The organism is Saprospira grandis (genome assembly GCF_027594745.1).
GTDB lineage: Bacteria > Bacteroidota > Bacteroidia > Chitinophagales > Saprospiraceae > Saprospira > Saprospira grandis.
The window spans coordinates 1003216-1028779 of the sequence record NZ_CP110854.1 but is presented as its reverse complement, the minus strand read 5'-3'; the positions used below and the strand labels follow the sequence as shown (position 1 = coordinate 1028779).

Sequence of the window (25564 nt, the reverse complement as noted above, 5' to 3'; positions counted from 1 at the left end):
TTCAGTAAGACAATTACAAAACAACTAAAGAATAGCTTTTATGGCAGATTTAGGTAAGATTCAGGGGCTTATTGGGCAGTACAATGCTCAGTTGACCACCTTAAAGGAATTATTTTTGGCCGATGGTAAAATTGACCAAGAGGAGCAAGATCAATTGGATAAAATTGAGGGCTTGATTAACAGCTTGGGAGATTTGTTGGAGGACAAAATTGATGCAGCACAGGCGGAGGCAGGTGAAGATGAAGAAGCTGGGGCTCCTCCTGCGGAACTAGAGAGTAATCAGAAAACGATAAAGGCCTCTGTGGGCCGTGGTGGAACCAATGATAAGGCCGATGTGCAGTTGGTTCAGGAATTATTGAAGGCCAAGGGGCATAATTTGACTGTAGATGGATTGATTGGGCCGGGCACTATTGGGGAGATCAAAGCTTTTCAGCAGGCGGCCTTTGGTTGGGCTGATGGGCGGATTGATCCTGGAGGGCAGAGTTGGCAGGCGCTTAATGGTGCGGCTTCTGCAAGTTCGGATGACAGCAGCAGTAGTTCGGATAGCTCCTCGGCTACAGACAGTAGTGAAGAGGGGGGCGTTTCGGGCCAAGACTTTAGCCACCCCAATGCGGGCAATGTTAGTTTAAGCTATGGCTCGAAGGCGGTGAAGATGAATAGCAGAGCGGAGAAGTTGCTCAAGAGTATTTTGGCGGCTTGTGGAATGACTGGAGCAACAGTGACTTCAACGATTAGAACCTATCATGATCAGGCTCGGATTACGATGACGCAGACCTTGCCCAACCGTGGAGCGAAGACTGTTGCTCGTTGGTATGGTCAAGATGTACTGGATGCTTGCCGTAAGTACAGCGGAAACATTCAGGCCTTTGCTGATTGGTGGCAGAAAAGAGATCAGAACAGAGGGCGGGTATCGAGTAAGCACTTGAGTAATCAGGCTTTGGATGTGGTACCCAATGGGAATCGTTCTGTATTTGCGAACAAGGTAGCGGAGTTAGTGCCGGTATCGGGTTCTGGTGTTCGTCGGATCATTAAGAAAGGAGAAATGAATGAGCCCGTAGACCATGTAGAATTTACCTTTAAGGTTACTGGATAAATCGGGACTTAAAGTAAAGACAAAAGCCCCAGCCAAGATTGGCTGGGGCTTTTGTTGGTTTAGGGGGCTGTCCGGCTGATGTCCGGTTGTGGTCCGGCTGTCGTCCTTGTTCAGATTCGTTTTAAGCAAGAGGCTGCAATAAATTTGTGGTAAGTCCTTAGGGGGCTTAAAACAAGATAAAATTATCAGCTATACCTTAAAATGATTACTATGATTAAGAGATCACTACACTGTCTTTTATTATTGGCAGTAAGTTTATTTTCTTCGAGTCTGTGGGCACAGGATTTAAAGTTAGATTGGGCCTATGATATAGGCGGAGGCGGCTCTAATGGGGCTAGTAAAATAATGACTGATAGCAGTGGAAACATTTATGTTTATGGGGCTGTGATTGACTCCTTAGATGCCGATCCTAGTTCGGGAACGGCCATTGTGTATAACAGTCAGTTTTTGGCTACGGGTCAGGTCAACCCTTCTTTACAGGAGGGCTATTTGGCGAAGTATGATGATCAGGGGGTGTTAATTTGGGCGATCAACACGCCCTTAACGGCTACCTTATATTCTCCTATTATATTTCAGGTATCTGCAGTTGGGGAGATTTATCTAGCTGGAGGCTTGAGTGACACGGTAGACATTGATCCGACGGCGGCTGTACAGAACCTAGAGGGTTATGCTTTGTATGAGGATGCGAATCGGGGGGCTTTTAATGAGACTTCATTTTTGGTCAAGTACAATACAGATGGGAGTTTAGCTTGGGGGCATTTGTATCCGGAATACATTCAGGCGCCTTCTGCTGCGGGCAGTACCTTATTAGGAATTAGAGGCATTGCCTTTGATGAATTTGGTGATGTCTATGTTGCTGGAAACTTTTTTGGGGACATTGATTTGGATCCGGGGGCTGGAACAGATTTATACTCGGCTCCATTTACGCCGGGCAGTACATTTCCGCCCGTGAGTGCGACCACTGAGAACTATGGTTATTTGGCCAAGTTGAATCCTTCGGGGCAATTTCAGTGGGCTTTTAGTTTAGAGAATGATGGGGCAGAGATTGCGGCCTTAGCCATTCATGAGTCTAAGATTTATTTGGCGGGAACGGTAGATGGTCGTCCGACCTTTCCGTCTAGTCCAGATTTTGATCCATCTAGTGACACGGCCCATCTTTATCCGGCCTATGACTATGCTAACTTTTTGGCTCGTTACAGTCCTGCAAAGACTTTAGATTGGGTGAAGATGATGCCTCAATTGGATCCTTCTGTTGCTACGGCTCGTTTTAGAGGGGCTTTGGCTACAGCAGAGGGGCTTATATTGAGTGGAGAGATTAATGGGCAGACACAGGCTGGAGTAGCCTTTGGTTTAGTGGGCACTGATACCTTTAATGTAAGTGTAGGCAATGCGCCCAATGGGTTACAATACTTTACGGTAGCTTATCGGCATGATGCGAGTTTTCGTTTTGGTAAGGAGCACAATGGATTTTTAGAATACATGGTCAAGGACCATCAGGGGGGATCCTATATTGGTTATAGTTTTGAGAACAGCATGGATTTGGCGATTAGCGATACCTTTTCGACACAGGTAACGCCTGGTTTTGGTACCTATGGTGTTGTTGTTGCGCGTTATGACAGCTTAGGGCAACTCCTATTTCATCATGTGTTGGCTAATCCATTTGGTCAATTTTACGCAGCTTCTGAGGATGTCATTTTGTTTGCAGGATCGTATGTATCTTCTATTCCAGCCTTTCCTACCAATGATTTTGATTTAGGGCCAAATACATTTAGTTTGAGCAGTACAGCGCCTCAGACGACATCAGCTATTGCCAAATATGTAAATTGTCGGATGGTTTTAGACTATCAGTTGACGGATGTATCTTGTAAAGCTGGGGCAGATGGTAGCATTGCGGCTACGGTAGTAGAAGGGGGTACGGCTCCATTTAATTATCTTTGGTCGGATAATCAGACGACGGCTACTGCGACAAATTTGAGTGCGGGCAGCTATATGTTGACCTTAACGGATGATAATGGTTGTCAGGCTTTTGACAGTCTCTATATTTCGGAGCCAGACTCGGCTGTTTCGGCCTTGACGAGCAGCCAGATGGCGAGTTGTTTTGGGGCTACTGATGGATCTTTGGCGGCTCAAGCTTTTGGGGGCACTGCTCCTTATAGTTTTGCTTGGTCTTCTTCTGCGGCTACGGCCAATGTGAGCAACCTAGCAGCTGGTGTATATAGCTTGACCATTACTGATGCCCAGGCTTGTGAGTTGGTGGTTCAGGATAGTGTGCTTCAGCCAGACAGCATTGAATTGAGTTTTACGGCTACAATGACCAGCTGTTTTAGCAGTCAGGATGGGCAGGCCGTTGTATCGGCTAGTGGTGGAACTGCGGGCTACAGTTTTCTTTGGTCTAATGGAGAGACTACAGCAGCTGTAAACAACCTAGCTCCACTTAGCTATATGGTCACAGTAACCGATGCCAATGGCTGTGAAAACATGGATAGCGTAGGCATCAGCCATCCACCTTTTTATGGTACGAATATCAGTGTGGATCATGTAACTTGTAGAAATGACAGCGATGGTAGTGCGCTTGCTTCTGCTTATGGTGGAACTCCGCCCTACAGCTACCTTTGGGATGATGCTAGTGCAACTGCAGACTCTGCAGTGAACAATCTAGCGGCAGGAAGTTATTATGTAACGGTGACCGATGCCAATGGATGTCCTCAGGTAAACCTTGCCGAGATTAGACAGCCGGGTAGTGATTTGGTTGCTGTTTTGCTTAGTGCTTCGGGAACAAGCTGTCATAACAGCAGTGATGGCGTACTCTATTTGGCTACCTCTGGGGGCTGGCAAGACTCTAGTTATGCTTCTAGTTGGTCTAATGGCGTAACGGGTATTGGCTTTGATACAGTAAGTAATTTGGCTGCGGGCAACTATCAGGTGACGGTAACCGACTTTGAGGGTTGTACGGACACGGCTTCTATTGAAGTCTATTCGCCAGATCCTTTGGTGGTGAACCTCACTATAATTGATGCGCCTTGTTTTGCTTGTGAGAACGGGAGTATTGGAGCGGCTAATTTGACTGGTGGAACGCCACCTTATCAGTATAGTTGGCCCAATGGGACCTCTGGCGACAGCTTGACTAATCTTTCGGCTGGAAATTATACTTTGACCATTACGGACGGCAATGGTTGTGAGTTGATCACGACCGCTACCGTGAACGAGCCGCCTGTATCGGTAGAGCATTTAGCTTTGGCAGACTTGCAGTTATTTCCCAATCCAAATAATGGGCAGTTTAACTTGCAGTTTAGTGCGGGGATTTATCGTTTGGAGCTTTTTGATGGCTTGGGGCGTAAAATCTTTGATCAGAAAATGGGGGGAGAGCAGCAATTGCAGTTGCATATCCCGAATCTAGCTGCGGGCATGTATTTGCTTCGATTGAATGAGCAAATCAGCAAGCGAGTCATCATAAAATAGTTGGACAACAACTAGCTATGCGCGAGACTACTGGCCAAGGCCAGTAGTCTCTTTTTATTTGGCCTAGCGATGTGCAGCAGTGGCCGCAGGCCAGACCGAGGCGGCGAAGCCGCCGAAGGGCCGAGCGAACAGCGAGCTGCGAAACGTAGCGCCGCAAGGCCTTTAGGCCGCAGCGGAGGCCCCAAAAAAACAGCTAAAAAAACAGGCATGTCCGCTGGATGTCTCTTTGTGGTCCGCTTGGGGTCTAGTTGAAAATGAGGAGGATGTGTGGTTTATGTGGCTTCTTTGTAGGGTACTTGAAGTACGTTGTTATTTCATCAAAATAGATTAGCTATGAAAAATTATTTTTACCCACTGCTCCTTTTCCTTTTGGGGGGGAGCGTAGCTTGGAGCCAACAGATAGGCGGGGCGCCGATTACTCCTTATGTGATTACGGCTAGTGACAGTGTTGCATGTGGATCGGGTCAGTCGGTTACGGTTACTTTGGCCAATTCTCAGATAAAGACCGCTTATTATTTGCGTTCTGCGACCAATGATGCGGTGATGGATGGGCCGGTACAGGGAACAGGGTCTGCCATACAGTTTACGGTTTTTCCTTATCGGACGGACAGTTTTTATGTAGATGCGGTAGCGCCGGGCATAGGCGTAGAGTTGGATGAGATGGATGATGCGATCGAGATCCACCCAAATCCTGACATTAGTTCTGGAGATTTTAGTTTGATGGGCTGGATAAAGATTACTCCAACAGGGCCTAATTTTGGGTATATCAATACCTTTCACCAATGAAGTGAATATTTACATTGATGGGATTTTGGATGCGAGCAAGGTAATTCCGGCCTTAGAGACGGGTTTGGATACTTGTTTTATTGGACATGGTTGGGTAAACGGCAGTCGTCAGGGACATTTAGGAGTGGGTATAGACGAGCTCAGTTTTTGGTCTCGCCCGTTGAGTTTGGCCGAGATTCAGGATGATATGGCCAATGGAACAGACTCTACAGATACGGATTTGGCTTACTTTTACAACTTTGAAGAGGGGCAGGGGAATTCTGTACATGATATTTCGCCGACTACCCCCTTGGCTAATAGTCAATTTGAGAATGCAGACAGCACTGCGGTTTGGGTAGATGGAGCGCCAAGATATAGAGGGCAGATGTCTAATCAAGTAGTTATACACTTTACGAATAACCCGCTTCAGATTGTTCAGATCAACAGCTCGGCCACAGCGCTTTGTGCTGGGGATAGTTTGATTTTAGAGGCAGAATGTCGCAGTTTTGATGTAGTGAGTAGTTATCAGTGGAGTTCTGGGCAGAGCAATGGGATGGCATTTGTGCCTAGCCAGTCGGCTTATTATAAGGTAACGGCTACCGATGCTTTGGGCTGTAAGGATGTGGACAGTATTCAGATTACAATTAATGCGGCTCCAACTATTCAGTTAGCTGCCTCTGATACGGCAGTTTGTCTGGGGGAGTCGGTTAGTTTGACGGCTTCTGGGGCAGACAGTTACCTTTGGAACAATAGCGTACAAAATGCACAGCCTTTTCAGCCTGCTCAATCGGCTTATTATACGGTGGTGGCTACAGATAACAGCAGCAACTGTAGCGCTAGCGATAGTCTATGGCTAAGCGTTTACAGTCTGCCTAATGTCAGTTTGCAGCCTTCTGCTTCTGCAATTTGTGCTGGAGACTCTGTACAGATTCAGGCGCCTACTTCTTTGACTTACAGCTGGCCGCAGGGCTTGGCCAATGGGCAAAACTTTGCGCCAGACAGCACCGATGATTATACGGTTATTGGTACCGATGCCAATGGTTGCCGCGATACGGCCACAACAACTATTGTGGTGAATAGCTTACCTCAAGTTCAGCTACATGGGCCAGCCAATAATGGCATTTGCTTTGGAGAAAGCATGATCCTCAGCGCTAGCGGAGCGAGTAGTTATAGTTGGGACAATGGGGTAGTAGATGGTCAATCTTTTACGCCTCAATCAGCTCAAAGTTATACCGTAACAGCCACCGATGCTAATGGCTGCGAGAATACGGCCAGTATTTTTGTAGATGTTTTTGCACTACCTGCAGTAAGTATTGCTCCTGACTTGAGTTTGTCTAATCCCAACCAGCTTTGCCCTGGCGACAGCCTTGCCCTTTTTGGCGCGGGCGGAACTAGCTATAGCTGGAGCCAACTAAAGGTTTACCCCAATCCAAGCCATAATGAGGTCTATATTGATCTCTCTGATTTAGAGCAGCAGCCCCTACAGCTTCGTCTCTACAATTTGATGGGCCAGTTAGTTTTGCAAGAAGAGCAAATGGGCGGCCGCTTAGCTAGCCTTTCTATGGCCGATTTACCCGCAGGAACCTACATTTTGCAGCTCCAACAAGCCAATGAACAAATTCAGCTTACTGTGGTCAAACAGTAATAAATTATAGCTGATAGCCACCTCTCAGGTGCTTTATCGAACCACTTCCTATTTTAGGGAGTGGTTTTTTGTTTTTCTTGGGGCCCGCGGCCAGCTTCGCTGGCCGCCGCTATGCTTTGGGGCTCGCTATTCGCTCGGCCCTTCGTTTTTTCGCTGCGCTCAAAAACTCGGTCTGGCCTGCCGGCCACCCCGCCGCAGCGCTGGGCCGCTCAACAACTGGCCTAGCTCAACAGATCCATCTTCGGCCGCCAGTCCTCCCCAAAAGCGGCATTCGTCGCTTCGCTCCTCATCCGTCAATAGGTCCCCGCCCACCCACCCCTCCTCGGGATTCCCTAAGGAATCCCTCAGGGGGGCGCTTGGGCTAAAAATCAAGAATGTACTGCTCCAAATCTGCAGAAGAGGAAAACCCCAGCTTGTTCCGCAAACGCAGCTTCTTCTTACTCACCGAGTCTAGCGCAATATGCAAACTATCCGCAATCTCTTGGTTGGGCGACTTCACCCGAATCAAGGCCGCCAACTTCAGGTCCCCAACAGAAAGCTGTGGATGCTTCTCCTCAAACTGCCGCAAAAAATCCTCATAGGTTTTATTGACCTTATTTCTTAGTCCCTCCCATTGGCTCTTGGCCTGTATCTCTTGTTGTAACTGACGAAGAAGGAGCTGTCCCCGCTTCCGAACTTCTGCATGGGCTTGCTCTTGCACAAATTCGCCCAACTCCCGCTCAAATTTTTTCAAAAACCCATTCTTTTCTTCTAGCCAGATCGCATAAAGCAAGAGCTCTTTTTGCTTTAACTCCAAGCATAAATCTGCTTTTTCACTCTCTAGTCTAAGGGTTTCTTGCATATAGGCCTGTCGACTCAAAACATTTTCCAAACGGGCCAACAGTTCTGTCGCATCTACCGGTTTGCGCAGAAAATCTATGGCGCCCAATTCAAATGCCTGTTGTAGGTCTTTGCTGGCCGTATGCACCCCAGTATGCATAATTACTGGAATATCCATCAGCCCCTCTGTTGATTTTAAAACCTTTAGGGTTTCTAATCCATTGAGTACGGGCATATCCCAATCCAATAAAATGAGATCTACGGCTAGTTCTTTTAAAAGGTCCAAAGCTCTTTGCCCATTGTTGGCAAAAAGGAGTTGGTAATCTTGTGCCCGAGGATGCAGGGCCTGTAATACCTGCTCAATATATTGTGGCTGATCGTCTACGAGGAGAATTTTATACATTTTAGATGATGTTCTGATTTGATGAGGGGAAAAATAGCCTAAGCCACTAATCTAGCAATTAACTGCTGCTTTTCGGTCTCAAAGTCGGCGGTTTTAGCCTGATACTGCAACTGCAACAATCTGTTTAGGGCCTGATAAATGGGGCCATCTGCAGCCTGCTCTTGCCGAAGTTGGTAAAGTCGACCCACTTCATAGGCATTGAGCGCCTCCAACTCCTGGAGAAGCTCAGGAGCAGCGGTTAGTTGCTGCATCGAAGGGGCCTGCCCAAATTGTTGCTGCTTGCTCTGCTGGGCCGCAAAAGTCCCCATTTCTTCTTGGGGCAAAAAGATGGAAATCAAGAGCCCATTTTGGTTCTCCGCACTAATTTTTCCATCCAAAAGCTGCACAAAACCCTGGACCAAAGATAAGCCCAAGCCGTTGTTTCCACTCAATTGCTGCTCAAAGAGTTGTTCCAAAGCTTGCTCACTCAATCCCTCGCCCTTATCTTGGATGGCTAAGCAAAAGCCATTTTCTTTTGCTTGCAATCTTAAATGAATTTGGCCTTTTTCTGGACTAAAGCGGATGGCATTGCTCATCAGGTTGCGCAAGATGGTTTGCAAAAGGTAAGCATCGGTATAAATTTCGGCCTGAGGAGGCGCTTGGACCACTAAGCTGATTTGCTTGTCGGCCAGCTGCAACTGAAGTGGGGCCAAAAGGTCAGCTTGCAATTGCTCCCATTTGTGGAGCTGTAGCTGTGGCCGAATTCCCCCCTGTTGCTGCTTGATCCAAGCTAGAAGTTCCTCAAAAAGATAGTAGAGGTTCTGGGCCGATTCTTCCGCCTGCTGCCCCCATTTTTGCCAACGGCTGCCCACCACCGCCTGGGCCAAACTTTGGTTAGCCTGCAATAGCTGCCCAAAGGGCCGCCGCAGGTCATGGGCCAAAATAGCATAGAGCTGATCTTGGTTTTTGCTGTATTGCTGCAACTGCGCATAGCTCTCCCTAAGCAAACTCCTGTTTTTGGCCAATTGCTTATAGAGCCAAAATAAGAAAGATAATAAAAGCAACAAGGCCACTAAAGCTGATAAATACAGCCGATTATACGCCTCTTTTTCTTCTCTTAATGCCTGCTCATAACGCAGCTCGGCTTCCTGCTCTCGCAACTCTATATCCTTTTTTAAGCTAATGGCCGCCTGCCCAATTTCTAACTCCCGAAGCATGTTGGGCGCCTGCTTCCTGTCCTGAAGGTACTGATTATAAACTTTAGCATAAAACAGAGCTTGCTGAGGCTGCTTGTTGGCTTCATAGGCTCGTATGAAAACTTCCCAAGCCTTACGTCTCTCATTTTCTTGCATGGCCTGCAAACGCTCTTCCTGATCTAAGCGCTGAATAATCTGCATGGCGCTACTTGTCTTTTCTGCCCGCAATAAAGCACTAGCTTTATTGATCAGAATAAAGTCTTTAATCGGAAGATAAACTAAGGCACTGTCATAATGTGCTACCGAAGCTAGGTAGTTGCTGTCTCGCTCTAAATAAACGGCTAGGTTCAAATGGGCCAAACCAATTTGTGGACCGAGTTGCGCAGCACGCTCTTGGGCCAAAACTAAAGCCCGTTTTGCATAATCTACGGCCTTACCATAGGCTTTTTCTAAATGATGAGCAAAACCGTAGTAGGTCAAAAGATTAAATTGTTCCAGTAGTTGGTCCTCTTGTATATAGGGAGCCGATTTGTCTAAAACCGCAAACATGGAGTCAGCCATCTTTAGACGCTTATAGATTAAGGCCAAATTCCGATAAGCTAAGCTGATTCCACTCACATCTTTTTGCCGCTCAAAACCTGCCAAAGCATACTGATAGTACTTTTGGGCCTCTTCTCCATAGCCCCGCTTGTAGTAGAGGTTGCCAATGTCAATGTAAATGTAGTTGTTGATTTCTTCCTGACTGACTTTATCCCGCATCAAGCTAATGGCTTCCTCAAAGGCTTGCATGGCGGCCAATAGCTGCTCTCGGTCCAAAAGTAGTTGTCCCCTTAAAGAGATAAAGCCGACCAGCTCACTCCAGTTTTCCTTTTTTTTAGCTAAATGCTCTCCTTGCTCATAAGCCGAAAAGGCTTCCTCAAATTGTCTGAGCTTCTCCGCCTGTCGGCCCAGTTCTTTGTAGTAGCTGTATCTAGCTTCCGTAGAGAGCTGTTCAGCTTTTATGGTCCTTAAACTGTCTAGAGTAGCTTGTTGGCTATACCCAAAGTAGGGGAGCGCTAGTAAATAAATAAAGAGTAAATACTTTTTCATAGGATAAGGCTTGAGCTAGCCAATTTAATCAATCTTTAGCTATTCGCTGATTTATATGGAATGTAGACTAAAATACTACTTATCATAAAAAATGTAAAGGGTCTAGCGTTTTGGCCAATTACGCTAGTTTTAGTTGTCTAGATGTTGCCATTTTTGGCACAAAAAAAAGCTTGTCGATTCGTTCGACAAGCTTTTTTATCCTTAACTAGAAGACTTCTAGTTATTCTGATAGGTTTGCGCAAAAAAGCGCTTGTAATCGGCAAAATTGCGCTTTTGCAAAATGGTGCGGTAGTTATTCTGACCAATAAAATAGACCTGATGCGCTGGTGCATCTTCGCCCAAAAACTCTTTGTTTCCTTCTACGGTTTTATAGTATTCTTGGGCCTCTTTACCCGTTTTGAACTTACGAACAATAAGGGTGGGAAATTTGCCGTCCAACATCAGGCTCGATACATTCAAACGAAGCAGGCTATAATATTTTTTATTGTAGTTGCTTATTGCTCCCTTAAAGCTATTGACCTTGGCCGAGGGATTGTCAAAACTAATGAGGATGTAGTGGCCCTGAGCCAAATCATTCTCAAAGATTTTGTTGAGCTCTTCATCGGTTTCTCCAGCAGCAATGGGCTTCTTTCCGCTGCCTTTAACCTCTTCTCCGGTCAAAATGGCAATCATTTCTTTGGCCTTTTTCTCTTCATCTGTATTGGGAAAGCTAGTGACCACTGCTCGCAGGGCTTGTACATAGGCCTTTTGTCCCTGCATACCGCCTTGGCAAATGGCGCCCAATAAGGCAAAACGAGCTTTTAGGGGATTATTGGCCCCATATTTTTTAGCCACTTTTTCTAGATCAGCATAGGCCGCTTCTGATTTTCCTGCCCGAATCATGGCATAAATCCGCTCATAGTCTGCATTGATGGCCTTGAGTTCTTTCTCTTTGGCATTGAGGAAATTGGGGTCTTGCAATGATTTGGCAATATCGGAATCGGCATATTGGTCCAAAATCCGCCGCTTACATTCTGCTGCTAGGGCCGTTTGGCCAGTTGCACCCGCAATGTTGTACATGCTAAATAAGGCCTCTAGTTCTCTAGGATGTCCTGGAAAACGCTCCTGCAGCTCCTTAAATTTATTAAGCGACAACTGATTTTCTCCCAAACGCTCATAGTAAAGGGTCGCCACCATAAATAGGGCATCTCTGAGCTCTTTTTCTGCGGCCTTTTTGCTGGCCTCATCTGCAGGGACGCCCGATTTTTTGAGGAAATTACTCACATCTTGCTCAGTAACGGGCGGCAACTCATTGCTAGCAAAATCTGGCCCTTCTGTATCAAAGCCATCGCCACTGCTGCGCCGCCAGTTGTCGGCCCAAGGACGATCTCCCCAACGCTTCTTAAAGTCGCGCTCACCACGCTTGAGCTGGCTGGCATTGTAAAGCGCAAAATTAGATTTTGCCATTTTATTGGCATTGATGACGGAAGGCCCCGCCACAGGTTTTTTGTCCTGGCTGGCATTGGCTGCTTCTAGTTCTTCTTTACGCTCTTGCTGCACCCATTCCCGCTGCTTTTCATAGGGCCAATTGCTCACCATCAATAAGCTATCTTTGAGCTCATAGGTTTGCATATTAGTCGCCAAGTCCTTAAGCTGCTGCGTTCGGGCAGTTACTGCGGCCAGACGTTCATCGGCCTTTTGCATGCTTCTGCTGGTGGTGTCGTAGTAGTTGTAGGCTGGAATATATTCCTTGCGCTTGTAGTATAGTTCTGCCAACATATAGGCAGCTTCTGCTCTTTGGAAACTACCTTCTGGACTGTTGGCCATAGCTTGCTTTAAAGCCAAGATACCATTTTCTTCACTGCCAGCTCTAAATTGTACCTGGGCCAAAGCAAAGTAAATCTGGTCCTTGTATTCGGCATTTTTGCCTTCTCTCAGCATACGCTTAAGGGCGTATTCTGGATTGAATTTTCGGTCTTCTACCGAAGCGGCATTGGTCGCTCTTTTCAAACGAGCATTAAATTCCATCTCATATTTGGGGCGCAACCGAAGCACCCGCTTATAGGTATCCATGGCCAGTTTACTTTGCCCCTGCTGCTCATAAAGCTGCGCCAAAACATAGACATAGCGGTTCTTTTTTCGCTTGCCTCTGGTTAGTTCTATGGCTTGTTCCAAGTCTAGAATCGCCTTTTCGTATTCTTTGCGCATCAACCAACTATGGGCCAAAACGGCATGGGCCTCAGCCTTGATTTTGCGGCGCACCCGACCGTCTTCCAATAACAAACGAAGGTAGGTCCCGGCCTCATCATGACGGCCCAATTCTACATAACTTTTGGCCAACCAAAGCATGGCCTCATAACGTACTGGCGGATGCTTGAGGAAATAGGAGGGAGGGTCTAACTCACTAATATCTTCTTCCTCCGCAGCTTTTTTCTCTGTCTTTTTACTGCTCTTTTTCTTCTTCGAGCGCTTTTTTCTGCGCTTCTTCCGACGACGTTTTTTTCTCCGCTTTTTCTTTTTCTTCTTTTTTGCCCTCTCTTTTTTCTTATAAGCTTTGCGCTCATCAGGCGTCATGGCAGATAGAGACTTATCGGGATTGTATTTGTCTACAATGTACTTAAAGGTCTCCGCAGATTTCTCATATTCTTGCTTCAAAAACTCTGACTGCCCAATCAAAAAATAGCTATCATCTACCCAATGGCTAGGGCGGTGTAGCTCAATATTGATGGCGCATTTCTTAATGGCATTATCTAAGGCTGGAGAAACCGCCTGCCCCGATTCTGCTGCGGCATAGGGATAAAGGGCCAGCAACTGATTGTAGTTGTCTCGATGTGCCTGATTCAAGCTCTTAAAACTTTCATCGACCAAGAGGCCTGCATTATAATAGGCATTGTAGCGGCCAGTTACATTATGGTAGGCCTTGCCCAGCCCTGTGGTGGCGCCATCTTTGGTCTTACAAGCGGCTAAAAGAAACAGTAGGCTGATGCTCAGCCAAATAAATTTTAATGGTCGCATAAGGTATTTGCTAGTGAATTGCTATCTGTAGAATGATTTATTTTGGGGCCTCAGCTGCGCTGCGCTTGCTGCGGTTACTCCCTTTGGTCGTCGAACTGCACCCTAAAGGGCTTGTTGTCGTCCGGCAGCTCGCAGGTCTGCTCGGCCCTGCGGCGGCAAAGCCGCCTAGGTCTGCGGCTGCGCCGCACTGCCTACCATCGCTAGGCCAAAGACTAAGGACCGTCTGGCTCTATTTATTGGTCCAAACAAAAGGGGCCTAATTTAGAAACGTAAAAAAAGGCTTTTTCTGTTGGTTTAGGAGCAAAAAAGCAGTTTGCAGGGCGAGCAAAGCGAGCTTTTGGGCAGCCAAAGGCTGCCTTTCAAGGACCAAAGGGAGTTTTTGATCGGCCTAGCGATGTGGAGGGGTGGCGCGAAGCGCCAGAGCCAGCGGGCGAAGCCCGCGCAGGGCCGAGCAGACCTGCGAGCCCCGAAACGTAGCGCCTGCCGCAGGCAGGAGGCCCCAAAAAAACAGAAGAATTGATCCCTTGAACCGAAAAAAGCCCTAAGGCCTACAAAAATAAGGGCTTTGTTCGTATTTTCGCCATTTCTGAGCCCTTTCCTTAAAGAGGGCCCCAAGCATCCCAAAATCTAGATCAAGAGCTTTATGAGCGCTACGCCAAATCATAAAAAGAAGAAAAAACCACTAATTCCCTGGATCTCTGCACATCATAAACTGGTGGTGGTCAATGAACAGACCTATGTAGAGGAGAAAAGTTGGCGCCTGAGCCCTCTGAATGTGGCCCTGGTTTCAAGTAGTATTACGCTGGGGATTATTTTGCTGACCGTTTTGGTGATTCGTTTTTCTCCACTCAATTATTTGATGTCTTCGGGCAATAATAATATAGCGGACTCTGGAGTTCGGAAGGAGCTCAAGCAGTTGTTGTTGCAAATGGATAGCCTGAAAATGGATATGGAAAATAATCAGGCCCAGACCGAAAGCATTAAGCAGCTGGCTAATGCGGAATTTGAGTATGAAAAAGATGTTGAAAAGCCTAAATCGGGCGGAAGCACCGAAACAGGCCAAAAAGCTTCGGTTCAAGGCGTGCCCGAGCAATCTGATGCCACCAAATCGGTGGTGGAAAGTGCAGAAATGGAGCGAGAACTAGGTTCTTTGATTCAAAGTGTCTTTTTGGAAGATGAGGACCGTCTAGATAAAGAAAGCTTTGTGCCACCTGTAAAAGGTGTTGTTTCGGATAGTTTTGCTCCTTCTCGGGCGCATTATGGGACCGATTTGGTGGTGGCGCCCAAAGGCTCGGTAGTACAGGCTGTTCGGGCGGGCACGGTCATCATGTCGAGCTGGTCTGCCGATACGGGTCATATGATTGGGGTGCAGCATAGCAACAACCTGATTTCTTGGTACAAACACAATTCGGCCCGCCTCAAAAAAACGGGAGATCGGGTAAAGGCAGGAGAAGCCGTGGCCATTATTGGCAACTCTGGAGAGATGAGCTCGGGGCCACATCTGCACTTTGAGCTCTGGTATAATGGGCAGCCGATTGATGCACAGAATTATATTGAGTTTTAGACTCCCCAAGCCGCCAATTGGCGGCTTTTTTTATCCCTTTCCCTCAACCCCCGCCCCAAAAACTTGTTTCCCTAAAAAAAGCTATGCAAAAACATAAACTCGTCATTGCGGTGGCTGGGGCCAGCGGCTCTATCTACGCCAAAGTATTATTTGATCGCTTGCTGCTTTTGCAAGCCCAATGGGAAAAAGTGGGGGTGGTCATGAGCGATAACGCCAAGTATAATTGGGAGCTAGAGCTAGAGAACCAAGACTATAAAAACTACCCCTTTGATTTTTACGACAAAAGGGATTTTATGGCACCTTTTGCTTCGGGCTCGGCCCAATATAACAGTATGATTGTTTGTCCCTGCTCCATGGGCTTTTTGGGCCGAGTTGCTGCGGGCATTTCCGACGATCTCAGCAGCCGCGCCGCCGATGTCATCCTCAAAGAGCGGCGCAAACTGATTTTGCTCAGCCGAGAAACGCCCCTTAGCCTCATTCATCTGCAAAATATGCAGCGATTGACAGAGGCGGGCGCCATTATTTGTCCAGCCGTTCCCTCTTTTTACTCCAAACCCAAAACCTTTGAGGAACTAGCCGCCACCGTGATTGATCGGGCCCTAGATTTGGCCGGTTTTCAGTTAAATGATAGCTATCGTTGGGGAGAATCTGCGGACTAGCCGATAAAATCCTTTGGGGCCTCAAGCATTCCTAAAAATCATCTTATATTTGCGGGCGTATCCCTAATTTTTTTGTCTATCTAATTTCACTTTCATGAAACAGCTCATCACTGTAGACGAGTTTATCATCCGCAAGCAACAAGACCTTCCTTATGCCACTGGCGAACTCTCTGGCTTGTTAAGAGATATTTGCCTAGCTTGCAAAATTATTAGCCGAGAGGTCAATAAGGCAGGCTTAGCCGATATTATTGGCTTGGCAGGCGTAGAAAACGCCTCTGGAGAAACGGTCCAAAAATTAGATATTCTAGCCGACGAAATTCTGCAGGCCTGTTTGCAAAATAGCGGAGAATGCTGCGGCATCGCCTCCGAGGAGCAAGAGAGCTTTGTGGCTTTTGAGAATTGCAAAAAGGCCAAATATGTGGTGGCCTTTGATCCCCTCGATGGCTCTTCTAATATTGATGTAAATGTTTCTATTGGGACCATTTTTGCCATCTATCGCCGCAATTCTCTAGATGGTCCCTGTACCCTAGAAGATTTCTTGCAAGATGGGGCCGAACAAGTGGCGGCTGGTTATGTGCTCTATGGCTCCTCTACCATGCTGGTTTATACAACCGGCCAAGGCGTCAACGGCTTTACCCTCGATCCTTCTATCGGAGAGTTTTGCCTCTCGCATCCCGATATCAAGATTCCCGAAAGCAAGAATTATTCAGTCAATCAAAGCCGCTATAAAACCTTCCCCGAAGGGGTCCGCCGCTTTATCGATGATTGCGTGGAAGAGGATATGCGCTTCCGCTATACGGGCTCTATGGTGGCCGATGTGCACCGCACCCTCATCAAAGGAGGCATTTTTATGTACCCAAGTAGCCCAAGCTCTAGCTCCGGAAAATTGCGCCTGCTCTATGAGTGCAACCCCATGGCTTTTGTGATTGAACAGGCCGGTGGAGCCGCTACCAATGGCCAAGAAAGAATTATGGAGCTGGAAATTAAGCAGTTGCACCAACGTACGCCAGTTTATATCGGCTCTAAAGGCTTGGTGGAACGCCTGTCTGAAAAAATGGAGCTATTGCCCAATTTCTAAGCTTATGAGTCAGTCTTTTCCCACTTTGGCCCTAGATCCAGGAAGTGGCCGCAATCTAGAACGGATCAAAAAACAGTTGCCACTTAGTCATGGACTCAGAGGCTATTATATTATCGGAATTAGCCTTTTGCTGTTTCCCCTGCTGCTTTTTGTCCTCCTTTTTGCCCTGCAAGCATTGCCTTCTTTTGCCCTGATGACTGCCTTTATGCTGCTTTTTGAGCTGGGCGCTTTCTATTTCCTTTTTCAGGGAAATAAGGTTTTGCAAAATCGTAGTAGCTGCCTAGCCGATGGCGAACTTATGCTCGCTCAGCTCCTCAGCCAAAAGGAAAAATGGAATTGGGGCAGCCTGTCCAAACAATACGAAATAGAATTACAACTATCTAATGGAAAAACAGCCCGCTTTTTCTGGCCCAAAAATAGTACAAGCGCCCCGCTAAGCCCAAATACTAGCCTCTGGGGACTCTATAATAGCCAAAAGGAAATCGCCTGCTTTGTAGAAGAAATTGGCCTGCAATTAGCCGAGGAAATGCTCCCAAAAGGACCTAGCCGACGTAGATAAGAAGTCTGCTGTTTTGGGGCCTCCGCCTCCCTTCGGTCGTCGGCGGTTACTCCCTTCGGTCGTCGAACTGCGGACTAAAGTCCTTGTTGTCGTTCCGCAGCTCGCTGCTGTTTTGGGGCCTCCTGCCTACGGCAGGCGCTACGTTTCGCAGCTCGCAGGTCTGCTCGGCCCTGCGGCGGCTTCGCCGCCTGGGTCTGCGGCTTCGCCGCACTGCTGCACATCGCTAGGCCAATTGCCCCGTCTCCGTTTTAAACAGCATAAGATAAAAAATGCCCCTTTACGCTAAATCGTAAAGAGGCATTCTAGCTATTTGGATAAGGCCCTTTGGAGAAGGCCAAAAACAAGAAAGAACATTAAGACTTTTTTACAGGCACTTTATACCAAAGTGATAATTGCATAATAGGCGTGTTGAGGTAGTCTGTAGCATTGTAGGTATCGTGTTGGTGCATATAGGCCAATTCAAAGCAAAGTTGAGGGTTGAGTCTATAGCCTAAACCCAAATATAGCCAGTTTCGTGCTAGGCTCTTAAAACGGAGATTGTCAGCCTGATTTATCCAGATTTCATCAAAAATAACTAAATAAATAGATTGCTCATCTTTAATTTTAGCCAAATCAGATTTAACCGTAATTCTATATCTAAATCGATTGCTAAACTCTCTTCCTGTTTTCTCCCATTCATCTGTATTCAAATTATGCTCCCATTGATCAACAAAGCGATGCTCAAAACGGTATCGATGACATACCTTAGTCGCTTTGTTGAGCTTATGACGAAAACAAAATTGTTCCCAGATATTATGTTCGTTACTTAGAGGAGCTTTATCACTACCCGGTAGCGCCCAAGAACCAATATAGGAATAGCCAGCTGTGAGAATAGCAGTATTGTTAAGGTAGTAACTAGCATAAGGACGTATGAGCAAATTTCGCCAGTTCTCTACCCAATCATCCCGACGAATGTGTAGTTCATTGCCAAGTTCCCATTTATTATTTAACTTGGCTGTCGTGTGTAGAAAAAACCAATTGTTAATTTCATCGCTCTCCTGAGCTTGCAGATTCTGAGAAAAGGAAAAACAAAAAAGGAAAAAAATGCTGAGATAGAAGGAATAATTCTTCATGGAATAAAAGTTTTTAAATGTGCGTAATGTTTTTGGCGTATATTACCTGTTTGGTAACTTATACTTTGCAAGTGTAGTCCAAAAATCTGGTAACTTCTGTAGCATTTCTCACTTTGTGGTTTATTTAGACTAGCTTAAAATTATGTTAAATAATAGTTGTACTAATTGTTCAACTTAAGGGAATTGCTTTTTGAGGCCTATTGTCTACCTTTGTAATTGGCCCAACTCACCGAACTTTTCAGAATTCATGCGAAATTATATCTACAGCCTTTGCTGCCTATTTTTTAGCTGCACGCTTTTGGCTCAGCCCAAATTAGCGCCCGAGCGTTATCAAGATAGTCTGGCCCAGCTGACTACAATCAAAGAGCAGCGGGCAGTCCTGATGCGTTATTATCAAAGGAGCTTTGCTCAAGCAGCTCCCATACGCCCTTTTTGGCGAAATACTAGCTTCCAAGAGGCCGCCGATTGGGCCTTGGTCGAGCTTGCTTTTGCTTATGTAAGTATGGGGGGAAAAAAAATCAAGGGCAAAAAACGCTATGAAGCCGAGCTAAAGGCTTTTGTCTTAGAACAAAAGCGCTGGGCCGAGCAAGAGGCTGCCGCTAGCTTACCCTATTACTATTTTGCCGATTATTATGTAGGTTATCTAGAAAGTCGCCCTGTTTTAGAGCAAAAAGAGCGCTTAGAAAAGGCCTTGAACTGGCTAGAAAAAAACACAGATCGCTATTCGGAAAAGCTGAAGTTTTCTCTCTATAAGGAAGGCGCTTACTTCCATTTTGGCCTGGCCAATGAAGCCGAAACTTCTCTAAAATGGGCCAAGAAGTTGGCTAAACTACAATCGCAGGAGGCCCGATTTGTCGCCTACTCTCTTATGGCGCAAATCTATCGAAAGAAAGGAAACTTTGAACGCACCCTAGAGGCCCTAGCCGCCTTAGATGACGAACCCTTAGCCCTTGCTATTCAAGCAAAAAACTTGGCCAGTAAGGGCATTTGCTATTATGAGCTGGGCCAAAATGAACAGGCTTTGCCGCTCCTAAAAAAGGCTAGCCAGCTATTTGCAGAATTGGGCCAACTAAATAGCTTTTTTGCCCTAGAAGCAACTGCATATTTGGCCCTCTTAGATGAAGAGAGCAGCAGCAATATCTCCCTGCCTGAATTGCTGAGCCGTGGAGGCCATGCTCAGTTTCCCCTACTCAAAGCCTATATTCATAAGCTCAAGAAAGCTAAAGACCTTGAAGGTATAGAAAGTCTGGCCGCCGATTTGGCCTATGCCCGAAAAGAAGGGGCCGCCTTTAGAGAACTAGCCAAAAATCAAGAAATCTATATCGCCCTCGGCCAAGCCGCCCTAGCCCTAGATAAGGCCAATTTGGCCAAGCAATATTTTGAGGAAGCGATCCGCTTCCAAACCGCTGGCCTAGGCCAAAAAGAAGGCCTGGCTCAACTTAAAGGCCAAGAAGGCCTCGCTATTTTATGGGGAATTTATCAAACCCAAAAAATAACTGCCGCCCCTCTGCTAGAGCAGTACCAAAGCTGCCAAATGGCTATTTCTTTGGCCAAAGAATTAGAAAAACAATTGGGCTCCAAAGGCGGAAAAGCGGCACTGAAAGCCCAAACAGAAAAAGTCTATGAGGCTTTTGTCGAAACAGCCATGGCCCTAGATCAAGCAGAAAAAAATCCCATTTATATCCAACAGGCCTTTATCGAAATTGAGCTGGCCAAAGGCAGCTGGCTGCTCAGCTCTTTGCGCAATAAGGAAGCTCAACAGCTGGGCAATGTCTCTGCCGAACTCTTGGCCGAAGAACGTAGCCTGCGCCAAGATATTAGTTATTATCAAGCCCAGTTTAGCCGAGCCCAACGAAAGGCCGATAGCCTGAAGGCCCAAAAAATGCAGGCCGTCCTTTTTCAAAAACGCCAAGCACTAGATGAGCTCCTGACCCAATTGGCCCAAAAGTATCCTAGCTATACAAAATGGCAAGAGGAGCTGGAAGAACTCGACCTAAACAAACTCAAGAAAAAGCTGAATAAAGAAAAGTATAGCCTGATCACTTATTTTATGGGCCCCAAAAATAGCTATTGCTTTTTGCTAGAAGAGGACGAAATTCAGCTTTTTATCCTCGGCCCAACCACAAATCTTCGTGAACAGTTACAAGATTTTAAACAGCTCGTCCAACGCCCCAGAGAAAGCCTAAAGCCTTTCAAAAGCAATTTTATTCGCCTTGCCCATCAGCTCTATCAACAGCTGATTCCCCAAACTCCAAAATACGATTTACTCATTTCACCTCATGCCGAATTATCCCAACTCGCCTTCAGTTGCCTGCTGCCCAAAGCGGAAGAACAACCCTTTAGCCGCCTCGATTATCTGATGAGGTCTTATGCGATTAGCTATTTGTATGCCGCCAATTTTTATCTGCAACCCCAACCCAAAACAGCCGCAAAAGGCTTTTTGGCTATGGCCCCTAGCTATCAGGGCCAAGGACAAGCTATTGACCGACAAGCGCTGGATTGGGGACAGGCCCGAAAACAATTGCAGCCTCTCGCTGGCGCTATGGCCGAACTCGATTTTCTAGAGGCCCATTTTAATGGACAGTTTTTGCGCCAAGAACAAGCCAATGAACAACGCTTTAGACAACTAGCTCCAAAAGCACAGTTTATCCATCTTGCCATGCATGCCATTACCGACCCTATGGCGCCTAGTTATTCGGCTCTCTTTTTTAGCGAAACTCAAGATAGCCTCCAAGACGATTTGCTGCTGGCTTATGAGTTGCCTGGCCTGCATTTATCCGCCGATTTGGTGGTGCTCTCTGCCTGCCAAACTGCCGCCGGCCGCTATCAGGCCGGAGAGGGGGCCCAAAGCCTCGGCCTTGGCTTTCGCTATGCTGGCGCCGCTAGTACGCTGAGCACTCTTTGGGAGGTCAATGATGAGAGCAGCCGCCTTTTAATGGAGCTTTTTTATGGCTACCTACAGGCCGGCCAACGCAAAGATAAGGCACTGCAACAGGCCCAAATTAGCTACCTAGAGTTGGTGGACCAAAAGGAGGTGGCCGCCCAGCCCTTTTTCTGGGCCGCTTGGTGGCTAAGCGGAAATAGTAGCGCACTAGAGTTGCCCCAAAAAATGAATTATGGACCATTGATCTGGGCCGCCCTTTTTGCCCTCTTTTTAGTTTTCGGCTGGCTGATTTATCGAGCCAAAAAGTAGTATTCTTTTTATATTTTGGGGCCCGCGGCCAGCTAGGCTTTGCCTAGCTGGCCGCCGCTATGCTGCGGGGCTCGCAGCTCTGCTCGGCCCTGCGGGCTCCACTTCGTTCCGCCCTGGGTCTGGCCTTCGGCCACCCCTCCGCAGCGCTGGGCCAGCCCGCCCCTGGCCGAATTCCCTTGGGCTTGGGCCAAAAAAAAGACCTCCAATTCTGGAGGTCTTTTTTGTTTCGCCTTCTCTAACCTAAAACTGATATTGTAGCTGAATAGATAGGTCGTTGTTGTATAACTTATGTGGTAATCTGCTCAATTCTAGCTCATTGCCATTTTGCTCTGGCAACAGACATTCATCCTGCGGAAGCTTGTCCTCTTCTAGCAATTGGGCCGATACTTCTTGGCTGGCCTGATGCGCTTTTTGTCGGCTGTTTTTAGCCAAATTGGCAAAGGCCAAATTGCATTGTACCCCCAACTTTAATTGCTCATTAAGCTGGTAATGATAGCCCAAAACAGCCGCAGAAGACCAACTATTAAAGCCCAAATCATCTGTAGTACGCTGACCATTGGTCATCTGTACGGGCAAGAGGTAGCTAACTTTTGCCCCCATCTGCAACTGATGCTTGGGCAACAGTTTGTAGTTGAGCAAAACGGGCAGCTCCAAAAATTCTAAACGCTTAATGGTCTGAATTTGCTCCTCTTGGAGCTCGCCATTCCATTCCAATCTAGCCGTTTCACTTTGGCTGCCTAGCCGCTGCATATTCTTATACTGCAAACCCGCTTCTAGTGAAAACTGAGCATCTAGCTCTTTGCTTAGCTGTATACCTGCCTGAACGCCTAAGGCTTTGCCTTGCGCATTGAGGCCCAAATTAGCCGATAGCTGTAGCTTTTTGCCGCCCTTGCGATAACGGTCCAAAACAATCATTGGCGTATCAATAGTCGTTTTTTGGCTATGGCGCAACTGCTGCTGAAAACTGCCCTTTTCTAAAAAAGACAAGTTTTCTAAACGCTGAATCTCACGCAGCTGCTCGGCTTTGGCTTTACTACTAGCCGAGAAAACATAGCGAGTGGGCAAAATCGTTTGCTTGACCTCAGGATGCTTATTCTGGCCCTTTTCTGTAGGAGTTTGCTCTTCTTCTAGAAGAACAACTTCTTGGGCCTTGGGGGCCGGACTAGCTACTATTTTTTCTTTAGTTGTTTTATGGGGTGGGGGAGGAGGAGGCGTATTGCTGGCCGTTGCCAAAGGCAGTACTTCTTCCGTCTCTGCGCTAGCTACAGCTGCTCGCTCTTCCAGTTGAATGAGCTGGGGCTCAGCTGCTTTTTCTAAGAGGGCTTCTTTTTGGGCCATCTTTTTTTGCATCCCTAAAAAGGGCAGACAATATTGATAGGCCAAAACGCCAGCTCCACTAGCGAGCACAAAAGCGCCCATCACCAACCAGTTACTCCAGGCAGAACTGCCCTTGGCTCCCGTTAGCTGGATTTGGTCGAGCCTTTTGTCCATATCTTCCCAAGCAGCAGGCGGCATCTCAAACTGATGGCCTTCTAACTGAGAGCGGATAAAATCATCATCTTGTTCGTAAAACTGCTTCATTTGCTAAAGCGATTTATTTTGGGTGGTTCATAATGTTTGTACAAAAAATAGGGCCAACTTAGCGGGCGGCTTCATAGCGCTTTTGTTGTTCGAGCAAGGCCCGAAGTTCTTTGCGCGCATTGGCCAAATGCCATTTGGAGGTCCCTACCGAAATGCCGAGCATTTCTGCAATTTCCTTGTGCTTATAGCCATCTACTACATAGAGGTTGAAGACGCTACGGCTAGCATTGGGGAGGCGCTGAATTAAGCGGTAGAGGTCCTCGGCCTGCAGTTGTTGCAAGCTGCCGTTATGCACGGCCCCATCTCTCTCTATATTATAGTTAATGACTTGTTTGTATTTGGTATTTCGGCGAACGTGGTCGATAGCACTATTAAAGACAATCTTGGCAATCCAACCCGCAAGGTTGTTGCTGTCTTTGTACTTGTCTAAAGAGGTAAACACCTTGAGAAAGGAGGTGTTAAGAATATCTAGCGCCTCCTCTTGGTTTTTGGTATAACGCATAGCAATGCCATACATTCGTCCGTAGTACTTTTCGTACAAATGCTTTTGGGCCAATCGGTCGCCTTTGCGGCAGCCTTGGATGAGCTCTTTATCTGTACTTTTGTTAGAATATCTCATGCAATAAATTGCTTTTGGCAAGGTGATTTTTTGACCAAGATGCAAGAATTGCAGCTTTTGGTCATCTTAGGGGGGACTGAGAATGATTTTTTGCCCTATTTTAGAGGCCTTCTCATTAAGTGGTAGAGTTTGCGCTATAACGTTCTTTTTTAATAGAATCAAGAAGAGGGCCCCAGGGGGCCATTTTGTTTAAGAACGGAGGCTAGGCTCTAATGGTTGGTGAGAAACCACTTAAAACTGAGCTTTTTCTGTGGGGCCAGGCGCTTTTGGCCTAGCGATGTGCAGCAGTGGCCGTTAAGCCAGACCCAGCCGCCGCAGGCGGCGCAGGGCCGAGCGAACAGCGAGCTGCGAAACGTAGCGCCCGCCGCAGGCGGGAGGCCCCAAAAAAATAAAATAAACATTCTTTTGAAGCTCTTTCTCCAACGCCTATCTATATAAATTAGTCTATGCGCTTTCTATATTATCTTGTTTTTGGCCTCTTTTTTTGCAGTTTTTGGGCCTGTGATGCTCCGCTTTCGCTCAGTATTGCCGAGGCCAAGCAGCGAGCTCAAAAAGAGTTTCGCTTGAAAGATACTTTGGGCATTGGGATTAAGCAGGTGATGCAGGATAGTGAGCACCATTGGTTGGTGGCCTATAATAAGGTGCATAAATTGCCGGCCATTTATTTGTTTCGGGCCGAAAATGCTCGGGAGCATAGCCATCATATTTCTCTTAGGCATAAGCAAAAGGCCAAAATTACAGAACTGCATTTTGAGGATGTGACCTATGACGGCAATTTGGAGCTCTTGGTTTATTTGCACTATGATTTTGACCTCTCTTATCAGGGCAAGGAGCTGGTCATTTTTCGCTATCCCTTTGATACGCTTCGACAAGAAGAAATTTTTAGCTTCCCCTTGCAACAACAGTGGGAACATGTAGATTCTTTTGACCAAAAATATGGCCTGCCCTTGCACGAAAGGCGGATTGATTATTTGGTGACCCCAGAGTTTTTTGAGGGCAATATTTTGCTGCGTGGCACCATTGAGGGCCGACATAATCACTTGCTAGAATTTAGCTGGGATAAGGGCATTGAGGAGTTTAAGAAAGTCCTAGATGAAGATGTGCATGAGGAGGAGGAAGAGGCCCATAAGGCCGGCGTTGTGGGTAAACTTAAGGGGGCAAAACGCCTGTTTGAGGTGGTGGCTCATGAGGAGGGTTGCAAGGCTTATATTATAGAGGATATAGCGGGGCATGTGATCAAAATGCCCAAAAATATTCATGATGCCCTGCTTTGTTCGCCCATCACTTCACTCTCCAATGATGGGCATTATTTGCTGTATATGGACCATCCCCACAATGAGTTTCGACTCTATGATTTTAATGCCGATAAACAACAGGTTCTTTTGCCTCAACTCTCTACCCTAGAGGGCTTATCTACCGTGATTTGGCGCAAGAAAAATGGCCGACTGAGTTGCCTGTTTGTGGCCGTAAATTTTGAGGAGTATAGCCAAAAAACGGCCCTTTATTTTTGCGAGGAACAAAAAGAGGGGCCCTGGCGCATCCAGGTCTTTGACCTGCCCATTTATTACGAATGCAACCATGAGGGCGAATGTGCCCCGCTCAAGGATTATCATTTTAAGCTGGGCCCCCGCAAGAATTTTCTCTATCGCCGAAGCAAAAATGATGATTGGCAGCTTTTCTCCTTAGATAAGAACTAGATGATTTTTTTGGGGCTACCCCTTCGCTTCGCTCGGGTCGCTCCCTTTCGGGCTCGCAGT

Annotated in this window: 16 protein-coding genes; 10 read left to right on the top strand and 6 right to left on the bottom strand. The window is 46.8% G+C overall.

What is annotated here, in order from left to right; genetic code table 11:
* Window positions 1–40: 40 nt before the first annotated feature.
* From OP864_RS03910 to OP864_RS03895, 4 genes are all read left to right on the top strand, one after another.
* On the top strand, window positions 41–1093 hold the full coding sequence (locus OP864_RS03910) for a peptidoglycan-binding domain-containing protein (RefSeq protein ID WP_270099992.1): 1053 nt from the start codon (window positions 41–43) through the stop codon (window positions 1091–1093).
* 210 nt (window positions 1094–1303) lie between these two features.
* Window positions 1304–4552, top strand: a complete 3249-nt coding sequence (locus OP864_RS03905) for a T9SS type A sorting domain-containing protein (RefSeq protein WP_270099991.1) — start codon at window positions 1304–1306, stop codon at window positions 4550–4552.
* A gap of 333 nt (window positions 4553–4885) precedes the next feature.
* Window positions 4886–5338 carry a hypothetical protein gene (locus OP864_RS03900; RefSeq protein ID WP_270099990.1) on the top strand — a complete coding sequence of 151 codons (453 nt, stop codon included), beginning with the start codon at window positions 4886–4888 and terminating at the stop codon, window positions 5336–5338.
* Window positions 5310–6962 carry a T9SS type A sorting domain-containing protein gene (locus OP864_RS03895; protein WP_270099989.1) on the top strand — a complete coding sequence of 551 codons (1653 nt, stop codon included), beginning with the start codon at window positions 5310–5312 and terminating at the stop codon, window positions 6960–6962. Before OP864_RS03900 ends, OP864_RS03895 begins: the two co-directional genes overlap by 29 nt.
* Before the next feature lie 361 nt (window positions 6963–7323).
* Here OP864_RS03895 and OP864_RS03890 read toward each other — a convergent pair whose 3' ends face one another.
* From OP864_RS03890 to porW, 3 genes are all read right to left on the bottom strand, one after another.
* Complete coding sequence (locus OP864_RS03890; RefSeq protein ID WP_270099988.1) at window positions 7324–8184, bottom strand: response regulator; 861 nt, start codon at window positions 8182–8184, stop codon at window positions 7324–7326.
* A gap of 38 nt (window positions 8185–8222) precedes the next feature.
* Window positions 8223–10448 (bottom strand): sensor histidine kinase, encoded by a 2226-nt coding sequence (locus tag OP864_RS03885; RefSeq protein ID WP_270099987.1) that lies wholly within the window; start codon window positions 10446–10448, stop codon window positions 8223–8225.
* Between the two features lie 216 nt (window positions 10449–10664).
* Entirely contained in the window at window positions 10665–13442 is a 2778-nt protein-coding gene (porW, locus tag OP864_RS03880; RefSeq protein ID WP_270099986.1) for a type IX secretion system periplasmic lipoprotein PorW/SprE, read from the bottom strand.
* Between the two features lie 643 nt (window positions 13443–14085).
* Between porW and OP864_RS03875 the strand changes: the two genes are divergently transcribed.
* The 4 genes from OP864_RS03875 to OP864_RS03860 all read left to right on the top strand — a co-directional run bounded on the left by OP864_RS03875 (window position 14086) and on the right by OP864_RS03860 (window position 17302).
* Window positions 14086–15006: a M23 family metallopeptidase gene (locus OP864_RS03875; RefSeq protein ID WP_270099985.1), complete on the top strand. Its 921-nt coding sequence runs from the start codon at window positions 14086–14088 to the stop codon at window positions 15004–15006.
* 83 nt (window positions 15007–15089) lie between these two features.
* Complete coding sequence (locus OP864_RS03870) at window positions 15090–15665, top strand: UbiX family flavin prenyltransferase (RefSeq protein ID WP_270099984.1); 576 nt, start codon at window positions 15090–15092, stop codon at window positions 15663–15665.
* 94 nt (window positions 15666–15759) lie between these two features.
* A complete protein-coding gene (fbp, locus tag OP864_RS03865; RefSeq protein WP_270099983.1) occupies window positions 15760–16743 on the top strand; it encodes a class 1 fructose-bisphosphatase in 984 nt (327 codons plus the stop codon).
* Window positions 16744–16747: 4 nt separating this feature from the next.
* Entirely contained in the window at window positions 16748–17302 is a 555-nt protein-coding gene (locus tag OP864_RS03860; RefSeq protein ID WP_270099982.1) for a hypothetical protein, read from the top strand.
* Between the two features lie 353 nt (window positions 17303–17655).
* Here OP864_RS03860 and OP864_RS03855 read toward each other — a convergent pair whose 3' ends face one another.
* Window positions 17656–18414, bottom strand: coding sequence for a DUF2490 domain-containing protein (locus tag OP864_RS03855; RefSeq protein ID WP_270099981.1), 759 nt, complete (start codon window positions 18412–18414; stop codon window positions 17656–17658).
* Window positions 18415–18661: 247 nt separating this feature from the next.
* Here OP864_RS03855 and OP864_RS03850 point away from each other — a divergent pair, with 247 nt between their 5' ends.
* Window positions 18662–21607 carry a CHAT domain-containing protein gene (locus tag OP864_RS03850; protein ID WP_270099980.1) on the top strand — a complete coding sequence of 982 codons (2946 nt, stop codon included), beginning with the start codon at window positions 18662–18664 and terminating at the stop codon, window positions 21605–21607.
* Between the two features lie 240 nt (window positions 21608–21847).
* Here OP864_RS03850 and OP864_RS03845 read toward each other — a convergent pair whose 3' ends face one another.
* Both OP864_RS03845 and OP864_RS03840 read right to left on the bottom strand, forming a co-directional pair.
* A complete protein-coding gene (locus tag OP864_RS03845; protein ID WP_270099979.1) occupies window positions 21848–23188 on the bottom strand; it encodes an outer membrane beta-barrel protein in 1341 nt (446 codons plus the stop codon).
* Window positions 23189–23246: 58 nt separating this feature from the next.
* The gene (locus tag OP864_RS03840; RefSeq protein ID WP_270099978.1) at window positions 23247–23807 is read right to left on the bottom strand and encodes an RNA polymerase sigma factor; all 561 of its coding nucleotides are present in this window, start codon (window positions 23805–23807) and stop codon (window positions 23247–23249) included.
* Between the two features lie 446 nt (window positions 23808–24253).
* Between OP864_RS03840 and OP864_RS03835 the strand changes: the two genes are divergently transcribed.
* Window positions 24254–25504, top strand: a complete 1251-nt coding sequence (locus tag OP864_RS03835; protein WP_270099977.1) for a hypothetical protein — start codon at window positions 24254–24256, stop codon at window positions 25502–25504.
* Window positions 25505–25564 lie beyond the last annotated feature (60 nt).